Here is a 20,047-nt window from a genome sequence, read left to right as displayed (position 1 = left end):
GGAACTAGCCGACAAGGCTCGGGGACAGCGTGCCGGTGGTGATCGCCTCGTCCCGCGAACCCACCTTGAACTTGAGCTGGTAGGCGATCTCCCCGACGGCGTCCTTCTTCACCGTCCCGATCCAGTACGCGACATCGGTGCCGGGGTAGACCTTGCGCTCGGGCTCGACCAGGGCGTGGTCGATCTCGATGCCGTCGATCGCCAGATACGCCTCGCACTCCAGGGCGAGGACGCCCCACAGCAGCTGGTCACCGGCCTTGACCCGGGTGCGCAGCTGTTCGGTGCCGAACCCGGTGGAACCGCCGGCCTTGTTGGTGTCGTAGAAGTACAGATTGCCCTGCAGGGTGCCGGTGGCGAGAGCGCCTACGCAGTCCACGACGGCGGTGATCGAGATGGGTCGCCTGTCGATGCCGTTCTCCGACCTCTTCTTGGTGGTCATCTACCGCTCCTCGGTTACGCGGTGGCTTCTTGCGGACCGGATCCCTGCGCGAACGCGGGTCCCCTGGACGACGACTCGATGGGCAGCCGGCCGAGGCCCGCGCCGGTGAAGCCGTTGTGCTTGGGCTCGGTGGTGACCTTGAGCTTGGACTCGCAGGTCATGTTCACCGGCTCCCACAGCGTCTCGCTGCCCCGCTGCACCAGCTTGTGGAGCTGGATGCGCATCGTGTACGCGTACGTGCCGGGCCGGGAGGAGTCCACGGTGGCGGACCAGTACCAGCCGTCGGTGACCAGGTCCGGGGAGCCGTACTCCGCGGGGTACATGATCTTCTCGTCGACGGCCTGGCCGTAGATGTCGGTGATCACGGGGCCGGGGTAGCTGAACGCGCCCGCGGTGGCGTCGGTGACGACCTCACCGGTGACGTCGAGGAGCTTCTGCCCCGAAAGCCGGCCCTTGGTACGCCGGGTGGTCTTCACCCGGGTGCCGACCGCCTTGCGGATCTCCTTCAGTTCGGCCGCGGGGTCGGAGCCGGTGCTGCCGGGCTTGGCCGTGAGCGCGTCCAGCTCCGCGAGGGCCTGGGAGTCGCTCTGCCGGGCCCGGTCGGCCTCGTAACCGCGCGGCACGGTCGGGGGTATGGAACCCAGGCTGTAGGGCAGCCAGTTGAGCACCTGCTCCGTGGCCTGTGACCCGTCGCGCCAGTAGGCACCGTGGATGGCGGTCACCAGATCACCGGTGCCCTGCCCCGTCGAGCCGTGCAGCTTCATGTTGTCGAACAGGTAGGTGTTGTCCTGCAGGGTGTTGGCCTTCAGCGCGTTGCCGATGTCCACGAGCACGATGATCGCCAGCTGTTGAGCCATGCTTCCACCTCGTCGTTGCGGGTTGTCGCCTGTCGCTCCGAGCCGATCGTCCGCTCACGCGCCCATCAGTGCCGGTGAGTCGACGTGGAGCACGCTGTGCGCGCCTTCGTACATCTGGAGTTCCAGGCGGTACTTGTAGGGCGTTCCCGGGGTCAGGGACGGCGGGACCATGCCGGCCCAGTGCGCCAGGTCGAGCTTGTCGCCGTCCCCGTTGCCCGAAAGGCGCTCGGTGGGCGTGGCCCCGCCGTCCGGGCCGAGGAAGGTGATGTTCCTGATCTCGACGGGTGTCTGCAGGTCGACGGCGAGGACGGTCCACTGGACGACCTGGCCGGGGCGGACGACCGTGCACAGGTGGGACGTTCCCTGTCCGGTGCTGTCGTGGTCGCTGTTGTCCATCATGCAGAGATTTCCGTTGAGCAGGGTTCCTCCGGAGAGGGCGCCGATGACGTCGACCACGGCGACTATGTTGACCTGCTGCTTGTATGCCACTCGTTCCTCCTGCGTGATATCTGGGGGGTGACGCGGTGGTCAGGTGTCTCCTTCCTGGTCGCCGGATCAGGCATGGTCACGGACCAGCGGCACCTTGCCGACCGCTGTGCGCTCGATGTCGGGTGAGTGGCGGGACACGAACCTGACCTGAAGGCTGTAGCCCGTCTTCGCGATCGACGCGGGGTTGGCCTCACCGTCGTTGAACAGGGAGAGCGAGCGCGGCAGGGCGTTGACGAACACCTGCTGCAGTCCCTGCGGGCCGAGCATGGAGTCGACGCGGTAGGTCAGCCCGAGCACGTCGTCCACGGCCGCGTACAGGGTGATGGTCCGGTTCTCGCGGTGATTGGCGAACTGGACCTCGTGGGCCGACCGGTCCAGGTCCACCACGCCGGCCGTCTTCAGTTCGTCGCACAGCGCGCCGTACGCGCGGGCCGCGGAGTACTGGCTGTCGTTGAGGTGCAGGATGTCGCCTGTGCGGCCGGCGAACTCGAACTGCTGGGCCTTCGGGCCGGGGCCGTCCAGCCGGGGCCTGCGGACCATCCGGTCGCCCAGCTTGAGGCGCAGCAGAGGCGCTTCGTGGGCGTGCAGCCGGGTGACGACCAGTTCCCCCTCCGCGCCCTCGGGGACCCAGAACCCGTCCTCGTCGACGATCTCGATGAGGTGCAGGCCGGGGACCGCGGTCAGGACGGGGCTCTCCTCGTCCAGCTGCAGTCCGATGGTCTCCGCCTGGGTTGCGGCGAAGTAGCTCAGGATCGCCAGGTTGGGGTAGAGCGCCTTCAGTTCGGCCCGGTTGCGCTGCGACAGCACACCGCTGCCGTAGAGGGCGACCCGGAAGCTCTCCCTGGCCTGCCGGCTCATCCCGGCGCCGAGTTCGGCGAGGATGGCGATGCCCGCCGAGATGCCCATCAGTGCTTTCGGGCCCCGGTAGGAGAAGAGGTGTTCCAGGACGGGGGCCGTGACGGGTCCCGCTCCGATGTAGTTGACGCCCGGCACCTTCTGGAGCACACCGCCGACCATCGTGCCGCTGCTCCACATCTGGTAGTCGGCGAGTGTGGTGAGCAGCCACTTCGGGTCGCCGCCCGCGAGGCGGTCGCTGAGCTGGTATTCGCCGAGGAACCGGCCGGCCACCTCGTAGGTGTCGCGCAGTTCGCGCAGGGAGTACACGGTCTCCAGGGGGCTGCCGGTGCTGGTCCCACCGCTGGCGACGACCTCGAACCCGCCCCGGTCGTGCGGTACGACCAGACCGTCACGTGAGCCCATGAAGAGGTCGCGCTGGGTCTCCTTGTCGGACAGCGGTACGTGCTGCCAGGCTTCGAAGCTGTCGGGGGCCTTGGCCGCCCCGGCGGCCTCCAGGCGGGCGCGCCAGACCGGGTTGAGCTGGATGGTGTGGATCATCTGCTGCAGCCTGCGCAGCACCAGGGCGTCCTGGATCTCGTGGGACAGCTCGCTGTACGGCTGCCGGAAAATTTGTTCGCATTCGCGCATTTTCGCGGCGAACGGCGGCAGTAGCGTCACCGCATCGGGGGTCTGGGGAGTCAGTTCCCCGTCCGGAATGAGCCGGTCGACCATGGAGTGGATGTCGGCGGGTGATGCCATGGCCACATGCGAGTCAGTCACTGTGCCTTTCCTGCCTTCCGTACCTCATCGAGAAGCATCTGAAAGTGCTCGGTCGTGATCTGGTGGTTCATCATGACCACACGAAGGGCGGCCACTCCATCCACGTCGACTTTCGATATAAAGAATTGCCCGCGCTGTTTGATCCGATTCCTGATATCCACCTGGAACGCGGCCAGTTCGGTCTCGTCAATCCATTCCGGCCGATATCGAAAGCAGATGATATTCGCCTCGGGGTAGTGCAGTGTCTCGAAGTCCGGTTGCTCCTCGAGTAGGGCGTGGGCGTACCGCGTCAACCGGCACAGGTACTCGATCTTCTCGGCGAAGAGCGCCCTTCCGTACATCGCCCAGGTCACCCACAGACTCATGATCATAGGGCGCTTCGTGCATTCGAAGTTCTTGTCCCCGCTGTCGAGTTCCGTATAGGTGCTGGGCTGTTCGTCGAACACGTAGCTCGCGGTCTGCCGAAATGCTCCGCGGCTGCGTTCCCGGTCGCGGTAGAAGAGCAGTGTGCACGGGGCAGGCACGAACATCATCTTGTGCGCGTCCCAGGCCAGGGAGTCCACCTGATCGATGCCGCGCAATTTGTGGCGCAGTTCGTCGGAGACCAGCAGGCTCGCGCCATGGGCGCCGTCCACGTGCAGCCAGAGATCGCGTTCGCGCGCCACGGCGGCCAGTTCGTCGAGCGGGTCGAACGCGCCCACCGACGTCGTGCCCGCCGACGCGACCAGGCAGAACACGTCGAGGCCCTGCCGGGCCGCCTCGTCCAGGGCGGGGCGGACCCGGGAGGCGTCGATGCGCCGTTCGGCGTCGAGCGGGAGACGGACGATGCGGTCCTCGCCGATGCCGAGGATGCCCGCGGCCCGCGCGACGCTGTAGTGGACGTCGGCGCCGACCGCGAGAGCGGGCCTGGCCGGGCCGTCGATCGCCGAGCCGCCGCGGGCCCACACGCCGGGAAAAGCCCTGTTGCGGGCCGTGAGGAGAGCGGTCAGATTGGCCAGCGAACCGCCGGAGGTGGTCACCATGGCGAACGTGCCGGGCTCGAATCCGATGAACCTGTTCAGCTCGTCGGCCATGATCCGTTCGGCGACGCTGGGCAGCTGGCCCGCCTCGTAGAACGACGAGGGCTGGTTGACCACGGAGCTGACGAAGTCGACGACACCGGAGAGCGGGACGACGCTGGAGAACTGCCGGCCCATATAACCGGGCGAGTGGACCTGGATGCCGGTCCTGACGTAGAGATCGACGATCTCCGCGAGCCGCCCCTCGTCGAACGCGGCCGGCCGCTCCCGCTCCTCGGTCATGAGCGCCCTGGCCGCCCGGGTCAGCTGCGCGGGGTCGACGAGTTCCAGGCCGCGGATCGCGAGATCGGCCAAGTGCTTCTCCAGCTTGGCGAGGACGGATTCGGCGCTTTCCCGGAACAGTTGTACATCGAATGCCTCGAGCAACAGCCCACTCTGCAGCGATTCCGTCACAGGGGTCTCCTCCGCACATTCCCTACCGGCTACTGGATGATTCAGAGCGCAACGAAACTTCGACGACTAAGAAGCGGTGGAACTGCACCACCGTAGATCCCCGCAGCAGGGAAACATACAATTCCCCTTCTGCCGCCTTGAATTTGGCCCGATCGCCTCGCCGGAGAACCGTGGCCCTGTCATGCACGTGTCCGCGCCCCACGGAAAGGGCAGGGACCTCGTGCGCTGGATTCGGGCAGGGGAGAATTACGGATTCCGCTGCATATCGCGCTGGAACCCGCAGGCGGCTGCCGCACCGCGCGCGCATGGGCCGCTGCGGCAGAGAGCCGTTTTCTGCCAGGCCGCCGGCTCCCGACCGTCGGCGCCGACGTCGTTGCCCGCCGGCCTCGAAGCGTCTTTCATGGCGCGCTTTTCCGGCCAGGGACTATCAACACCTAGGACACGTATTCGAGATTCAAGCGCTTCACATGCCGAAGGGCCCCGGCGTGGCTCGCCGGGGCCCTGATGGACAGAGGAATCAGCCGTCGGCCTTTACTTGCCCCGCATCAGTAGCGGCCGCAAAGTCCGGGCGGCCGAGCGGTGTCTTGGTACGGAGGGCGCCGATCCATTCCGCGGTGGTGGCCACGTAGGCGAAGAACGTCTGCATGACGACCAGCACGGCATGGTGGATCTCCGCGGCGGTCAGGGTTCCGGCCCGGTTGGAGAGGGGCATCGTGCCGGTCGCGTCGGAGAGGAACTCGACCCGGTAGCCGCGGTGGACGGCGTCGCGCGTGGTGGACTCGTCGCAGGTCTGCGTCATGTACCCGACGATGGTGAGCGTGTCGATGCCTTCGCGCCGCAGCCAGGCGTCGAGGTCGGTACCGACGAACGAGGAGGGCAGGGTCTTCTCCACGAGATGGCTGTACGGGCGGGAGGCGACCACCTCGTGCAGGGCGAAACCGTGCGTGCCCCGGGCGAAGACCGGCGAGCCGGCCGGGGCGGCGTGCTGGACGACCACGACCGGGACGCCTTCCTGTGCGGCGGTGTCGATGGCCGCGGCGATGTTGGCCAGGCTCTCGGCCGGGGCCGGGTAGGAGATCGGCATGGCGCCCGTGAGGTACTCGTTCTGGACGTCGATGACCACGAGGGCACGTTTCATGGTGAGTCTTCCCCTCCATTGGGGCAGCGGGTGAATGGTGCGGGGCGGCATCGGAAGTGATGGCCGCGTCGGGTTCGGTACACGTCGGAAAGGGTCATCGGGCCGCCCCCGTGGCCCGGACGAAGGCCTCGAACAGGGCCTGCTGGGCCGGGTCGTGGGGGGCGGTGTGCTCGGGATGCCACTGCACACCGGCGAACCAGGCGCGCCGGTGCGGGAGTTCGAGGGCCTCGCGGGTGCCGTCGGCCGCCTGCGCGGTGACCTTCAGTCCGGCTCCCACGCGGTCCACCCGTTGGTGGTGGAGGCAGGACGCCGTCACCACCTGGGCACCCATGCTCAGTTCGAGCAGTGTGGCGGGCTGGACGGCGACCTGGTGGACGAGATTGTGGTGTTCGCGGCGCCAGCCGGCCAGATGCTCCTGCAAAGTGCCGCCGAGCGCCACGTTGACGGCCTGGAGGCCGCGACAGATCGCCAGCAGCGGCAGTTCGGTGCGCAGCACGTGGTGGACCACGGCCAGGTCGAAGCCGTCCTGTTCGGCGTCGGCGTCGTACTTGCTGCCGTAGGTCCGCGCGTTTCCGTAGCGGCTCGCGGCCAGTTCGCCGCCCCCCGGCAGCAGGACCCCGTCGAAGCGGGACAGCCGGTCCGCGACGAGCGCCGGGTCGCAGCTCCCGCCGGGGGCGTGCGGATGGAGGGTCACCGGTTCGCCGCCCGCCCGCCAGACGGCTTCGACCAGACCGCGGGCGACGACCTCGGCGGCGTGGCGCAGCGCCGAGGTGGAGACGGCGAAGCGCGCGGGGATGGCGATGAGAGGACGGGGGGGACGGTTCACGAGCATTCCTCGGAGGGGGAGTTCGGTGCACGGAGGTTCAGGTCACGGGCGGGTCCTTCTGGAGGGCGGGACGCGCGGGCGCGGCCATTGGTGTGCTCGGGCGGCGGACGAGGTGGGCGACGGCGCCCAGGAGCCAGACGGCGGGCACGGTCAGCGCGAGCCAGGTGGCGGTGGTGCGGTCGCCGCCGATGAGGGTGGTCAGGTTGGCCAGGACGAGGAAGATCGCCCCGGCGATGCCGAGGGCGCCCAGAGCGGGGGCGACGGCGGTGTTCCAGAGCCTGCGGTCCAGACGCGCGCGACGGAAGAAGACGACCACGGACACGGACGTGAGGAAGTACAGCAGCATGATCGCGAGGACGGCGACGCCGCTGAACCAGGAGAACAGCGTCACGACAGGGTCTCTGCCCGCGAGCGCGAACGGCACGACCAGCAGTACCGCGACGGCCGTCTGGACGAGTCCGGCGGCCCAGGGGGCGCCGCGCCGGTTCAGGGCGCACAGGGCGTGCGGGAGGCGGCGTTCGCGGCCCAGCGCGAACAGATAGCGGTTGGCCGAGTTGTGGAAGGCCAGGATGCCCGCGAAGAGGGAGGTGGCGAGCAAGACGGGCAGCAGTCCCCCGGCCCAGCCGCCGAACAGGCCCGCGATCGGCCGGAAGACGAACGCGGCGGAGTCCCCGCTCTCCAGCGCCCGGCCGGCCGCGCCGGTGGCGCGCGAGGCGCCGTGGGCGGAGATCACCATCCAGGAGGTGAGGGCGAAGAACGCGGTGATCAGCGTGATCGACAGATAGGTGGCGCGGGGCACGGTCCGGTGCGGGGCACGGGCCTCCTCGCCGTAGATGGCGGTGGCCTCGAAGCCGAACATGGACGCGACGGCGAACATCATGGCGACGCCGGGCGCGCCGTCCAGCGCGGCGTGCGGGGAGAAGCTCTCCGTGATGCCGAGTCCTTCGGGGCCTCCCCCGCGTACCAGCGTGACCAGGGCGAACGCCAGCAGGAGACTCGTCTCGGCGACCACGAGGACGGCCAGCACCCGGGCGCCCATGTCGATGCCGGTCACCCCGAGGACCTGCACCAGCGCCATGGTGAGAAGAGCCCACACCCACCACGCCACGTCGATGCCGGTGTGCGCCCGCAGGAGGTGGGCGACGGTCGCGCCGTAGAGCCCGTACATCGCCGCCTGGATGGTGCAGTACGCGAAGAGGGCGACGGCGGCGCCGCCCGTTCCCGCGGTCCGGCCGAGGCCCTTGCCGATGTAGGTGTAGAACGCGCCGGGGTCGACGACGTACCGGCTCATCGCGACGAAGCCGACGGAGAACAGCAGGACGACCGCGCCCGCGGCGACGTAGGCGGCCGGGACGCCGGGGCCGTTGCCGAGCGCGACGGACAGTGGCACGGCGCCGGCGATGCCGGTCAGCGGGGCCTGCGCGGACAGGACGAGGAAGAGGACACCGACGACTCCCAGGGCGTCGGGCCTGAGCCGCTCGGCGACGGGGCGTCGCGGGGTCTCGGCCGTCATCCCAGCTCCTCGGTGGTCGGTGCGCGGGTGGTGCCGTGTCGGGCTCGACCGCGTCACCGGGCACGACCGGGCGCGGTACGGACCGGAACACTCGGGCTCACCATATTCGTTTGGCATCAAACAACATATGGGAGTGCCTCCGCGGGGTCAATCCCCGTTGTATTACGGCGAGTTGACCCGCCGGTCTTGCGGTGAGGCGGTCGGCGTCCTTACGGTCGACATACCGTTTGGCCTCAAACAAGCGGCGGGCGGCAGCCTCGCCCGGGCCACGTCGCGGCCCCGTTCCCAACTGCCCGAGGAGGCAGCGGTGAGCGCACACGACCCCTCCCAGCTCCGCCGGCACACCGAACGACTCATCGAGGCGGGCATCGATGTGGTCCGGGTGGTCTATCCCGATCTGCTCGGCACGGACCGGGCCCGCGACGTACTGCTCGACCATCTGCCGACGGCCTGTACACACGGGCTCGCCTTCTGCCGGGCCGTCTACCACACCACCCCGCGGGGCGAAGTGGTGCCGGTGGCCGGCGGACTCGACGCCGGACTGCCCGACATGCTGGTCCGGCCCGACCTCAGCACCCTGACCCCGCTGCCGTGGGAGCCGGGGGTGGCCTCCTGCCTGGGCGACGTCACCGACGCCAGGACCGGGGCGCCCGCCCCCGAATCGCCCCGCGACCTGCTGCGCACGGTGCTCGCGCGGTGTGCGGAGCACGGTCTGCACCCGGTGGCCGGGCCCGAACTCGAGTACTTCCTCTGCGAGGCGGACCCGCTCGCGCCCGGCGGCTGGCGCCGCTACAGCACGACCAGCGGCGCCGTGTACACCGCGGGCCTGCGCGCCGACCCGGACAACCATCTGCTGCGCACCCTGCGCCCGCTGCGCGACCTGGGCATCGGCGTCACCACCGGGAACCACGAGTTCGACGGGGCGCAGTTCGAGATCAATCTCCGCCACTCCGAGGCGCTGGACGCCGCCGACCGTGCGTTCCGCCTCAAGTCCGCCGTCAAGGAACTCGCCCGCAGAGAAGGCCGGTTGGCCACCTTCATGGCCAAACCCTTCAACGACGCGGGCGGCTCCGGCTTCCACCTCCACCTGTCGTGCACCGACAGCGAAGGCGGCAACAGCTTCGACGACCCGGCGGGCCCGTACGGCCTGTCCGACACCGCCCGGTACGCCGTCGCCGGCCTGCTCGCGCACGCCCCGGCGCTCGCCGCGCTGCTCAACCCGACGGTCAACTCCTACAAGCGGTTCGGCCCCGACACCCTGGCCCCCTGGCTGATCGACTGGGGCCTGGACAACCGCAGCGCCATGGTCCGCGTCCCGCCCGAGCGCGGCGCGGGCGCCCGGCTCGAACTGCGGCTCGGGGACGCCGCCGCCAACCCGTACCTGCTGATCGCCGCCACCTGTGCGGCAGCCCTGCTCGGTGTGGTCGACGCGGCACAGCCGCCCGCCCCGCTGGAGGGATACGGGTACGACACCGCCAGGGCGGCGCTGCTGCCCATGAGCCTGCCCGCCGCGCTCGACGCGCTGGAGGCGGACACCGCCCTCACGCACCTCCTCGGCAAGGACTTCGTCACCGCCTACCTCACCTACAAGCGCGACGAGGTCGGCCGCTTCCACAGCCACGTCACCGACTGGGAGTTCACCGAGTACGCCGACCACCTGTGATCCGGACCATCCCCCACGGAGCCAAGGAGCCCGCGATGACAGCGTTCGCGCCGGTCGAACCCGTACCCCTCGACGACGTCGACCTCACCGACCTCGACCGCTTCACCGACGGCCTGCAGCCGTGGCGCATGTTCCACACCCTGCGGCATCAGGACCCGGTGCACTGGCAGCCCGAGACCGCGCCCAACTCCGGATTCTGGGCGCTCACCCGGCACCACGACATCGTCGCCGTCGACCGGGACCCGGACACCTTCACCTCGACCCGGTTCGTCAACCTGGAAGAGGTCGACGACGACCAGATCGCCAAGCGCGCCTCGATCCTGGAACTCGACGGCACCCGGCACCGCGCGCTGCGCGCCCTGCTGCAACGGCAGTTCGGGCACAGCGTGATCAGCCGGTACACCGACTTCCTGCGCGGTCTGACCGCCCGCACCCTGGACGCGGCGCTGCCGCTCGGCACCTTCGACTTCGTCACCCACGTCGCGGCCGACTTCCCCATCAACGTCCTCGCCCGCCTCCTCGACGTACCGCCCGAGGACAACCGGCAGCTCATCGACTGGGGCAACCGGCTCATCGGCAACACCGACCCCGACTACGCGGACGTCCTGCTCGACGACCCGGACAGCGAGCGCTACCGCGACCTGCCCTTCCGCTCCCCCGCCGCCACCGAGGTCTTCGCCTACGGACGCGAGTTGGCGCGGCGGCGCCAGGGGGGAACCGGCGACGACCTGATCACCCGTCTCGTCAACGAGACCCCGCGCGACGGCGTGCCGCTCTCCCCGCAGGACTTCGACAACTACTTCCTGCTCCTGGTCGTCGCCGGCAACGAGACGACGCGCCACGCCATCAGCCACACCATGCTGGCCCTCACCCAGCACCCCGAGCAGCTCGACCGGCTCCGCCGGGACCCCGGCCTCGTCCCGGCCGCCGTCGAGGAGTTCCTGCGCTGGGCCTCCCCCGTCTATCACTTCCGGCGTACCGCGACGTGCGACACCGAGCTCGGCGGCAAGCACATCAAGCGGGGCGAGAAGGTCGTCATGTGGTACGCCTCAGGCAACCGCGACGAGGACGTCTTCCCCGATCCGTACGCCTTCGACGTGACGCGCGCCCCCAACGACCACGTCACCTTCGGCAAGACGAGCCCGCACCTGTGCCTGGGCAACCTCCTCGCCCGTACCGAGATCCGCATCATGTTCGAGGAGCTGATCCCGCGCCTCGCGGACGTCCGCCTCAGCGGGCCGGTCCGCCGGGTGCGCTCCAACTTCGTCAACGGCGTCAAGGAGCTGCCCGTGACGGTCACGCTCAACTGACCGCGGGCCGCGCGGATGTGCCCCCGTATGATTCGGTCCCGGACGACCGTGGGTCCTGCGGTGTGCACGGGACCCGTGACGATTGCGGAGGAACGCCCGTGCCCAGCCAGCGCTCCATCAGCCAGGCGGAGAGCCTCGCCGAGGCGAAACTCGGCGGCATTCCCATCCGGCGCGAGCAGATGGCGGCGGTGGCCAACATCTACCGCGCGGCGTCCGCCGTCCGCCAGCACCTGGAGAACTCCGTGCTGCGCGGCTCCGACCTGACCTGGACCGCCTTCGTGGTGCTGTGGGTGGTGTGGGTCTGGGGCGAGTCCGAGACCCGGCACGTCGCCGAGGAGGCCGGCATCTCCAAGGGCACCCTGACGGGGGTGGCCCGCACCCTGGAGTCGCGCGGCCTGCTGCGGCGCACCGGCCATCCCGGCGACGGGCGGCTCGTACTGCTCGGTCTCACCGAGGAAGGCGAGGAGTTCATGCGCGAGGTGTTCCCGGCGTTCAACGAGGAGGAGGCCTTCGTCACCTCGCGGCTGAGCGACGCCGAGTGCCGTGACCTCGCCGCCGGGCTGCGGCGCGTGGTGCTCCAGGTCGAGGAGGAGGGCGAGAGACGGCGGCGGGCGCTGCTGAACGGCGCGGAGCCGACGCCGCGCCGCAGCGGACGCCGCGCCCGGGACTGAGAGCCGGTCGTTCGAAGACAGGCTTCAGCCGCTTCGGTGCGCCGCGAGGACGAGCGCGCCGAAGAGGCGCTGCTGGACCGGATCCTCGTGCGCGGTGTCCTCCGGATGCCATTGCACGGCCAGGAACCAGCCGTCGCCCCGCGTGCGTTCGAGGGCCTCGACGGTGCCGTCGGCGGCGCGAGCGGTGACGCGCAGCCCGTCCCCCGGCCGGTCCACGTGCTGATGGTGATAGCAGGACGCCTCCGCCTTGTCGGTCCCGGTGATACGGGCCAGCGCGGACCCGGGGGCGAAGGAGACGGCCTGCCGGACGTGCCGGTGCCCCTGCTCGGAACCGTCCATGTCCTGGTGGAGTGTGCCGCCCAACGCCGTGTTGACCACCTGGAGGCCGCGGCAGACCGCCAGCAGCGGCAGCCCGCCCTCGAGGGCCTGCCGCGCGCTCTCCAGGTCGAACGCGTCCTGTTCGTCGTCCACGTCGTACACGGTCCGGTGGGTGTGCCCCGCCCCGTAGCGGTACGGGGCGATGTCGCCGCCACCGGGGAGCAGCACCCCGTCGAAGCGGGCGAGGCGGGCGCGGACCTCGCCGGGATCGGCCGTTCCCCCGGGAGCGTGCGGGTGCAGGCCCGCGGGCTCGCCGCCCGCCCGCCACACGGACTCGATCAGGGCGCGGGCGCTGACCTCGGCCACGTCGGGCAGGCCGGAGCTGACGGCGGAGAAGCGGGCGGGGATCGCGATGAGCGGGCGGGGGCTCACAACTGGATCCAGGTGGTCTTCAACTCGGTGTACTTCTCCAGCGCGTGGGCGGACTTGTCTCGTCCCGAGCCCGACTGCTTCATGCCGCCGAAGGGCACGGTCAGGTCGCCCTCCTCGTAGCAGTTGACCCACACCGTGCCGGCCCTGAGGGCGCGGGAGACCTTGAGGGCGGTGGTCAGGTCGGACGTCCACAACCCGGCCGCCAGCCCGTACTCGGTGGCATTGGCGAGGGCGACCGCCTGGTCGAGGGTGTCGAAGGGGAGCACGGCGAGCACGGGTCCGAAGACCTCCTCGCGGGCGAGGCGGCTGTCCGGCGCGACCCGGTCGAAGACGGTCGGTTCGAGGTAGACGCCGCCGGTCCCGGTCAGGGTGCGCGCGCCGCCGGTGAGCAGGCGGGCGCCGTCCTCGACCGCGGTACGGACATGGCCGAGGACCCGGTCGAGATGGCCCTCACCGACCAGGGCGCCCATCTCCGTCGCCGGGTCGAGCGGGTCCCCCACCCGCAGAGCGCGGGCCCGCGCCACGACGGCCTCGGTGACCTGTTCGGCGACGGAGGAGTGGACGAGGAGACGGGAGGGCGCGGTGCACATCTCGCCCTGGTTGAAGAAGATGCCCCAGGCGGCGGTGGCCGCGGCCTGCGCCAGGTCGGGGGCGTCGGAGAGGACGATGTTGGGCGACTTGCCGCCCAGCTCCAGCCAGACGCGCTTGAGGTTGGAGTCGGCCGAGTGGCGCAGGAAGTGGCGGCCGACGGCGGTGGACCCGGTGAAGGCCAGGACGTCCACGCCGGGGTGCAGGCCGAGGGCCCGGCCCGCCACGGGGCCCACGCCGTTGACGACGTTGAGGACGCCGGGTGGCAGTCCGGCCTCCAGGCCGATACGTCCCAACAGGGCGGCCGACAGCGGTGCGTGCTCCGAGGGCTTCAGCACGACGGTGCAGCCGACGGCGAGCGCCGGGGCCACCTTCCAGCCGGCGAGCGTCAGCGGGAAGTTCCAGGGGACGACCGCGCCCACGACGCCGGACGGCTCCCGGGTGACGAGGGCGAGGGCGTCCGGCGCGGTGTGCGGTACTTCGTCGGTGAGCTTGCCGGCGAGCTGGCCGTACCAGCGGAACGTGGCGCTGACGGCCCGGAGTTCGATGTCGTGGGCCTCGGTGACGGGCTTGCCCATCTCCAGGCTGACGGTGAGCGCCAGCTCCGCCCGGCGTTCCTCCAGCAGGTCGGCGAAGCGGATCAGGACCCGGCCGCGGTCGGCGGGGGCAAGCCGCGGCCAGGGGCCGTCGTCGAACGCCCGGCGCGCGGCGGTGACGGCGGCGTCGACCTCGGCGGGGCCCGCGTCGGCGACCTCGGCCAGGGTCCGGCCGTCGCGGGGCGAGAGCGCCGGGTAGGTGCTGCCGCCGCCGGGTTCGTCAACGCCGTCGATCAGATGCGTGCCGATCGGTTCGAGCGCCTTGGCGCGGCGGGTCCAGTCCTCGTGCGTGACGACGTGCGTGACGACAGTCATGCGGTCCTCCGGACCACGTCGGTGAAGCCGGATGAACGGGTTCTCGGTCAGCAGCGGCTTTCTCGGTCAGCGCTTCGGTGGCCTGACGCCGCGGAGTTCCCAGTCGCCGCCGAGCGCGGTGGAGCGCACCTCCTCGGACTCGGTGGGCTGGGCGCCGACGTCGGTCCGGATGGCGGTGGGCCCCGTGACGACGTGGTTGACGAGCCGGCCGAGCCCCTCGACCTCGACCTCGACGACATCGCCGGGGTGCACGGGCCGGGAGCCCGCGGGCGTGCCGGACAGCAGTACGTCACCGGGGTACAGGGTGATGGTGCGGGCGATGTCGGCGACGAGGTAGTGCATGTCCCAGTTCATCTCGTCGGTGGAACCGTCCTGGACGACTCGGCCGTTGACGTAGGTGCGCAGCCTCTTGCCGTGGAAGTCCCACCCGGTGACGAGTCCTGGGCCCAGCGGGCACAGCGTGTCCGAGCCCTTGACGCGGAGCATGGAGCCCGCGTCGGTGTCCCGGAAGTCGTGCAGGCCGTAGTCGTTGGCCACGGTGTAGCCGGCGATGCACCCGCCCGCCTCGGCCGGGGAGACGTTGCGCGCGGTCCTGCCGATGACGAGGGCGACCTCCCCTTCGTAGTTGAGCCATTTGCAGCCCTCGGGGCGCACGACCGCGCCCTTGTGGGAGTTCAGTGCCGAGGTCGGCTTGTGGAAGTAGGTGGGTGCGGCGGGCAGCCGGACGCCGAACTCGGCCACCCGGCTGCGGTGGTTGAGGTGGACGGCGATCACCTTGGACGGCACGACCGGCGGCAGGTGCGTCGCCTCCTCCGCCTTCACCCGGCGCCCGTCCCCGGCGATCAGTTCGTCTCCGTCGCGGACGGTCTCCACTGCTGCCCCGTCCAGAAGGATGCGGCGGTGCTCGGTCATGGCGGGAACCTCCCTAGGTACGGCTGTGCGGGGTACGGGGAGCGGCGAGCGCGGGCGGTCCTGTGCCGGTCCAGCCGTGCGCCGGGCGGTCGAACCACAGGTGGACCTGGCCCGTGCCGATGGAGTTCTCGTAGGCGCCGTACTGGCGGGCCTTCGCGACGCACGCCTGCTCGCCGAGAGCCCCGGCCATCATCAGGTAGTGGGAGAACTTCGCCTCGGGCCGGTGTTTTCCGAACTCGTCCATGCCCTCCAGGACCTTGTCGTGGCGGCCCTCCTTGAACCAGGCGATGCGCTCCCGGTCGGCCGCCCGTGCCTCGGGCGTGAAGATGTGCACCGGGTCGCCCGCCTCATGGGCGCGCAGCTCGCGCAGCGGCCAGAAGGTGTGCGAGAGGGCGCCGGAGGCGATCAGGAGCACCCTGCGTCCGGGGGTCGCGGCGATGCCGTCGGCCAGTGCGCGGCCGAGCCGCAGATGGTCCTCCATGTCGCCGGTCTGGCAGACGCCGATGGTCACCCACCGCTTGTCCGGCAGGCCCTCGCCGAGGAACTTCCACAGGTTGGTGGTGGCGTAGTAGATCGGCAGGTACGGATCGTCGATCGCGGTGATCCAGGTGTGCTGTGCGTCGGCGAACGAGGCGATGTTCAGGGCGAGTTCGGGGTCGCCAGGGAAGTCGTACGGCATGCGGCACATGCCACGCGGCAGTTCCTCGGAGGTGAACAGCCCGGCCCGGCGGGACTGTGCGGTGACCACGAACTCGACGGTGGTGGACCAGTGGGAGTCCAGGACGACCACGGTGTCGTAGTCGTCGCTCTCGAAGACGTCGGCGCGCAGCTGCCGGAGGCCGGTGACGAGGGTGCTCTCCTTGCCCTCGTTGAGCTCGAGGCGGTCGGCCTCGGGCAGCACGATGGTGGGGACGTGGGCGAGCAGGCCCGCCCCGACGGTCTCACCCATGGTCCTGCCATCCCTTCGGCCCGGTGACGGTGGTCTTCAGGTCGCAGTAGAAGTCGAAGCTCCAGGTGCCGCCCTCGCGGCCGACGCCGGAGTGGCGGGAGCCGCCGAAAGGGGCGCGGAGGTCGCGGACGTAGAAGCAGTTGACCCAGACGGTGCCCGCCACCAGCTGTGCGGTGACGCGCCGGGCCCGCTCGGGGTCGCCGGTGACGAGGGTGGCGGCCAGCCCGAAGCGGGTGTCGTTCGCCAGCCGCACCGCCTCGGCCTCGGCCTGGGCCCCGGTCGCGCCGGTGAACGTCTGCAGGGTCAGTACGGGTCCGAAGATCTCCTCCTGGACGATCTCGGAGTCCTGGGCGACGCCGGTGAGGAGGGTCGGGGCGTAGTACCGCTCGGCGTGGCGGTGGCCGCCGATGACCGCTCGGGCGCCGCTCACGAGGGCGCGCCGCACGAGGCCGTCGATCCGCGCCAGTTGGCGGGGGTGGATGGTGGGGCCGATGTCGGTGCCCTCGTCCCGCGGGTCGCCCTGCCGCAGTCGCGCCGCCTTCTCGGTCAGGCGGCGGGTGAACTCCTCGGCGACCGCCTCCTCGACCAGGATGCGGGTGGCGGCGAGGCAGACCTGCCCGGCGTTGTCGTACTGCTCCACGGCGAGGTCTGCGGCCAGGTCCAGGTCGGCGTCGGCGAAGACCAACAGGGGTGATTTTCCCCCGAGTTCGAGACTGAGCGGCGTGAGATGGGCGGCGGCGGACGCGGCGACGCGCCTGCCGGTCCGGACGGATCCGGTGAAGCTGATCCGGCGCACGTCCGGGTCTGCGGTGAGGGTGTCACCGATCTCGGCGCCGTAACCCTGGACGACGTTGAGGACCCCGGGCGGCAGACCGGCCCCGGCGGCGATGTCGGCGAGCAGTGAGGCGGTCAAGGGGGACCACTCGGCGGGCTTGAGGACGACCGTGTTGCCTGCGGCGAGGGCCGGTGCCACCTTCCAAGTGGCCAGCAACAAGGGCGCGTTCCATGGGGTGATCAGCACACAGGGTCCGGCCGGGTCCCAGCTGACGTGGTTCTCGTGGGCGCCACCGCCGGCGTGGGTCGTGAAGTCCTCGTGCCCGAGGCTCAGCAAGTGGTCGGCGAAGAAGCGGAAGTTGTGCGCGACCCTGGGCATGACACCCCGGCGGTGGGAGCGCAGCAGGGCTCCGTTGTCGGTGGTCTCCACCACGGCCAGTTCTTCTACGCGCTTGTCCACGCCGTCGGCGATGGCGCGCAGGATGCGGGCGCGTTCGGCGCGCGGGGTGGCGGCCCAGCCCGGAAAGGCCTCCTTGGCGGCGGCGACGGCCGCCGTGGCGTCGGCGGGGGTGCCCCGGGCCACCTCGCCGAGGGGGGCGCCGTCGATGGGCGAGACGTCGCTGAAGGTCCCGGCGGAGGCGGTCCGTCGGCCGCCGATCCAGTGCCGGGTGTCGACGGCGACTCCGGCGACAGTGGTGATGTGTCCGCTCATGTCCTCAGGCCCCTCAGTCCTCAAGTCCTCAAGCTCCGGTGCAATTGACCTGGTTGCCGAAAGCTCACTCGGCGCCGGAGGTCCCCGACTCCAGGAGGCGGCCCCCGTCCCACACCACGCCGACCTGCCGGTAGTACGCGGCGATCGGCTCGCGGACCTCGAGGCGGGCCAGTTCCTCCGTGGGCGCCTCGAACAGCTCCAGGTCGGCGTCGCCGGTCCAGGGCTGCCCGCCCTCGAAGGAGGCGGCGCCGGACTCGATCAGCTCGTCGAGCGCCAGGCCCTTGCCCTTCTCGACGGAGGGCAGCCAGCGGTGGTGGGCCATGGGGTGGGCGTTGACGAAGCCGTTGGTCGGGGACGGTTCGCGCAGGGTCACAACGGCCTGGGCGAGGCGCCGGTCGGCGGCGGCGAGGGTGGCGCCGAAGCGGGCGCCGGGCCCGATGCGCGGGGCGGGCCCGTAGGGGTGCGGGCGGGTCTGGTGGATGGAGCCCAGCTTCTTCGGATACCCCTGGTGCAGGCCCCGGGCGATCGCGAAGTCCTTGTCCACCCAGATGTGGACGCAGCGCGTGTACGTCCGTCCCCGGTAGGTGCAACGGACCACCGCGAACGCCTCCTTGTACTGGGCGAGCACCGGGTCGAGGAGTTCTTGGCCCGATGCGGAGCAGGACTGCCAGTCGGCCCAGATCAGCGCGACGGCGCCCGGGTCCTCCCCGGCGGGCCGCAGCGGCTCGGGCAGCAACTCGCCCACCCGGGCGGGGTCGGTGCGGTACTCGACGGTGAGCAGGTCGCCGGAGTAGCGCCACGGCGGGGCGGGGATGAGCGACGCGGCCCCCGTCGCCGTCTTGGGGTGGAAGTATCCGCGGACACCGGTCACAGGGATTCCTCAGGATCGAGCGGATCAAGCGGATCGGACGGGTCGAGCGGTAGGGACGGGACGTTCGAGCAGTTCGGCGCGGTAGCGGGCGGCGGCTGCCACGACGGTCCGGCCGCCGAGGGCGACGACGCCGACCAGCCGGCCGTCCCGGTGATAGCCGGCGAGGACGTCCCCGTCGGGGTCCCCGTACAGGACGCGCACGTCGTCCTTGCCGAGGCCGGGGGCGCCGAAGGACTGCAGACGGAAGTCGTGCTGGTCGCTCCAGAACGTGGGCAGCGGCGCGAACGGCGCGAGCCCGGTGTCGGTGCCGGTGAGCTGCGCGGTGAGCACCTTGGCTGCGTGCTTGGCGGTGTCCGTGGGGATGGACCAGTGTTCGACGCGGCGCGGGACGTCGTCGTAGCGGGCGTTGGGGAAGCGGGCGATGTCGCCGACGGCGACCACGTCCGGCCGGCCGCCGGCCCGCAGGTGCTCGTCCGTGAGGACGCCGTCGGTGAGGTCGAGGCCGTTGCCGTCGAGCCACTCGGTGTTGGCCAGGGATCCGACCGACTCCACCACGACGTCCGCGGCGAGGGCCGTGCCGTCGGCCAGGACCACGCCGGTGACCCGGTCGCGGCCCTCGAAGGCGGTCACTCCGGTGCCGAGGGCGAACCGCACACCGCGCCGTTCGTGGCGGTCGAGCAGCGCCGTCCCGAGCAGTTCGCCCAGGGGCGCGACCATGGGCAGCGGCAGCGGGTCGACGACCGTGACCCCGGCCGCGCCGAGGGCCAGCGCGGTCGCGGCCACCTCGCAGCCGATGAATCCGGCGCCGACCACGACCACCCGCGCGCCCGGCCCGGTCAGCGCCTCCCGCAGGCCTCGCGCGTCGGTGAGCGTGCGGACGGTGTGCCGACCGGCGAGCGGGCCGGGGCAGCGCAGCCGCCGTGGGCGCATACCGGTGGCCACGACCAGACCGCCGTACGGCAGGACGCTCCCGTCGTCGAGCTCGACGACGCGCCGGTCCAGGTCGGCCCCGACAACCCGGGTGCCCAGGCGCCACCGCACGTCCGAGACGCTGGCGCGCGGCCGGAAGGCGAGCGACGCGAAGGGGGCCTTGCCCGCCAGCACCTCTTTGGACAGGGGTGGCCGGTTGTAGGGCATGTGCGGTTCGTCCCCGACGAGGACGACCGGTCCGCCCCAGCCGGCCGCGCGCAGCTGTTCGGCGGCGCGCAGCCCCGCCATGGACGCGCCGGCCACGACGACCGGTGCGTTCATGGCCCGGCCACTATCCGGATGGCCTGGAGCGGGCAGACGTCGGCGGCCTCCTCGACCTCGTCGGACAGCGCGTCGTCGGGGTCGGGGACGTAGGCCAGGTGTCCGGCGTCGTCGAAGGCGAAGACGTCGGGTGCGGCGAAGACGCACTGACCGTGGTCCTGGCACTTGTTCCTGTCGACGACGACCTTCATGGCCGGCCCTCCCGTACTGACTGACTGGCTGACTGTGCCGAGGCAACGCATTTCGCTCGGCCGCAAATCGTTTGACCTCAAACAACATAGGAAGCGACGCGACCCCGGTCAATAGCCCGTGTCGTCGACCTCGTTGACCCACC

19 protein-coding genes are annotated in these 20,047 nt (G+C 70.8%); 3 read left to right on the top strand and 16 right to left on the bottom strand.

Annotated features, from left to right (window positions below; translation table 11 throughout):
* Nucleotides 1-4: 4 nt before the first annotated feature.
* The 8 genes from AB0J02_RS13750 to AB0J02_RS13715 all read right to left on the bottom strand — a co-directional run bounded on the left by AB0J02_RS13750 (nt 5) and on the right by AB0J02_RS13715 (nt 8,351).
* On the bottom strand, nt 5-439 hold the full coding sequence (locus AB0J02_RS13750) for a hypothetical protein (RefSeq protein ID WP_363193822.1): 435 nt from the start codon (nt 437-439) through the stop codon (nt 5-7).
* 14 nt (nt 440-453) lie between these two features.
* Nucleotides 454-1,296 carry a hypothetical protein gene (locus AB0J02_RS13745; protein WP_363193821.1) on the bottom strand — a complete coding sequence of 281 codons (843 nt, stop codon included), beginning with the start codon at nt 1,294-1,296 and terminating at the stop codon, nt 454-456.
* 54 nt (nt 1,297-1,350) lie between these two features.
* Nucleotides 1,351-1,785: a hypothetical protein gene (locus AB0J02_RS13740; protein WP_363193820.1), complete on the bottom strand. Its 435-nt coding sequence runs from the start codon at nt 1,783-1,785 to the stop codon at nt 1,351-1,353.
* Between the two features lie 66 nt (nt 1,786-1,851).
* Nucleotides 1,852-3,381 (bottom strand): hypothetical protein, encoded by a 1,530-nt coding sequence (locus AB0J02_RS13735; RefSeq protein ID WP_363193819.1) that lies wholly within the window; start codon nt 3,379-3,381, stop codon nt 1,852-1,854.
* Between the two features lie 17 nt (nt 3,382-3,398).
* Nucleotides 3,399-4,874, bottom strand: a complete 1,476-nt coding sequence (locus AB0J02_RS13730) for an aminotransferase class V-fold PLP-dependent enzyme (RefSeq protein ID WP_363193818.1) — start codon at nt 4,872-4,874, stop codon at nt 3,399-3,401.
* 517 nt (nt 4,875-5,391) lie between these two features.
* A complete protein-coding gene (locus tag AB0J02_RS13725) occupies nt 5,392-6,012 on the bottom strand; it encodes a cysteine hydrolase family protein (protein ID WP_363193817.1) in 621 nt (206 codons plus the stop codon).
* Nucleotides 6,013-6,106: 94 nt separating this feature from the next.
* Nucleotides 6,107-6,838, bottom strand: coding sequence for a gamma-glutamyl-gamma-aminobutyrate hydrolase family protein (locus tag AB0J02_RS13720; protein ID WP_363193816.1), 732 nt, complete (start codon nt 6,836-6,838; stop codon nt 6,107-6,109).
* 37 nt (nt 6,839-6,875) lie between these two features.
* The gene (locus AB0J02_RS13715; protein ID WP_363193815.1) at nt 6,876-8,351 is read right to left on the bottom strand and encodes an APC family permease; all 1,476 of its coding nucleotides are present in this window, start codon (nt 8,349-8,351) and stop codon (nt 6,876-6,878) included.
* Between the two features lie 307 nt (nt 8,352-8,658).
* Here AB0J02_RS13715 and AB0J02_RS13710 point away from each other — a divergent pair, with 307 nt between their 5' ends.
* From AB0J02_RS13710 to AB0J02_RS13700, 3 genes are all read left to right on the top strand, one after another.
* The gene (locus AB0J02_RS13710; protein ID WP_363193814.1) at nt 8,659-10,014 is read left to right on the top strand and encodes a glutamine synthetase family protein; all 1,356 of its coding nucleotides are present in this window, start codon (nt 8,659-8,661) and stop codon (nt 10,012-10,014) included.
* Between the two features lie 35 nt (nt 10,015-10,049).
* Nucleotides 10,050-11,324, top strand: coding sequence for a cytochrome P450 (locus tag AB0J02_RS13705; RefSeq protein ID WP_363193813.1), 1,275 nt, complete (start codon nt 10,050-10,052; stop codon nt 11,322-11,324).
* A 98-nt stretch (nt 11,325-11,422) separates the two neighbouring features.
* Nucleotides 11,423-11,995 (top strand): MarR family transcriptional regulator, encoded by a 573-nt coding sequence (locus AB0J02_RS13700; RefSeq protein WP_363193812.1) that lies wholly within the window; start codon nt 11,423-11,425, stop codon nt 11,993-11,995.
* A gap of 24 nt (nt 11,996-12,019) precedes the next feature.
* Here the strand turns inward: AB0J02_RS13700 and AB0J02_RS13695 are convergent, their stop codons facing one another.
* The 8 genes from AB0J02_RS13695 to AB0J02_RS13660 all read right to left on the bottom strand — a co-directional run bounded on the left by AB0J02_RS13695 (nt 12,020) and on the right by AB0J02_RS13660 (nt 19,904).
* Nucleotides 12,020-12,745 carry a gamma-glutamyl-gamma-aminobutyrate hydrolase family protein gene (locus AB0J02_RS13695; RefSeq protein WP_363193811.1) on the bottom strand — a complete coding sequence of 242 codons (726 nt, stop codon included), beginning with the start codon at nt 12,743-12,745 and terminating at the stop codon, nt 12,020-12,022.
* Nucleotides 12,742-14,244 carry an aldehyde dehydrogenase gene (locus tag AB0J02_RS13690; protein ID WP_363193810.1) on the bottom strand — a complete coding sequence of 501 codons (1,503 nt, stop codon included), beginning with the start codon at nt 14,242-14,244 and terminating at the stop codon, nt 12,742-12,744. Before AB0J02_RS13690 ends, AB0J02_RS13695 begins: the two co-directional genes overlap by 4 nt.
* 66 nt (nt 14,245-14,310) lie before the next feature.
* Nucleotides 14,311-15,156: a fumarylacetoacetate hydrolase family protein gene (locus AB0J02_RS13685; RefSeq protein WP_363193809.1), complete on the bottom strand. Its 846-nt coding sequence runs from the start codon at nt 15,154-15,156 to the stop codon at nt 14,311-14,313.
* Nucleotides 15,157-15,169: 13 nt separating this feature from the next.
* Nucleotides 15,170-16,105, bottom strand: a complete 936-nt coding sequence (locus AB0J02_RS13680; RefSeq protein WP_363193808.1) for a 3,4-dihydroxyphenylacetate 2,3-dioxygenase — start codon at nt 16,103-16,105, stop codon at nt 15,170-15,172.
* A complete protein-coding gene (locus AB0J02_RS13675; RefSeq protein WP_363193807.1) occupies nt 16,098-17,591 on the bottom strand; it encodes an aldehyde dehydrogenase in 1,494 nt (497 codons plus the stop codon). Before AB0J02_RS13675 ends, AB0J02_RS13680 begins: the two co-directional genes overlap by 8 nt.
* 64 nt (nt 17,592-17,655) lie before the next feature.
* The gene (locus AB0J02_RS13670) at nt 17,656-18,462 is read right to left on the bottom strand and encodes an acetoacetate decarboxylase family protein (protein WP_363193806.1); all 807 of its coding nucleotides are present in this window, start codon (nt 18,460-18,462) and stop codon (nt 17,656-17,658) included.
* 24 nt (nt 18,463-18,486) lie between these two features.
* Nucleotides 18,487-19,713, bottom strand: a complete 1,227-nt coding sequence (locus AB0J02_RS13665) for an FAD-dependent oxidoreductase (RefSeq protein ID WP_363193805.1) — start codon at nt 19,711-19,713, stop codon at nt 18,487-18,489.
* A complete protein-coding gene (locus tag AB0J02_RS13660; RefSeq protein ID WP_363193804.1) occupies nt 19,710-19,904 on the bottom strand; it encodes a ferredoxin in 195 nt (64 codons plus the stop codon). The genes AB0J02_RS13665 and AB0J02_RS13660 overlap by 4 nt, the downstream gene beginning before the upstream one ends.
* Between the last annotated feature and the right edge of the window lie 143 nt (nt 19,905-20,047).

It is taken from the genome of Streptomyces sp. NPDC050264, from assembly GCF_040655895.1.
Taxonomy (GTDB): domain Bacteria; phylum Actinomycetota; class Actinomycetes; order Streptomycetales; family Streptomycetaceae; genus Streptomyces.
Note: the sequence above shows the minus strand (reverse complement) of the source record. Positions and strands in the feature narration are given on the sequence as shown.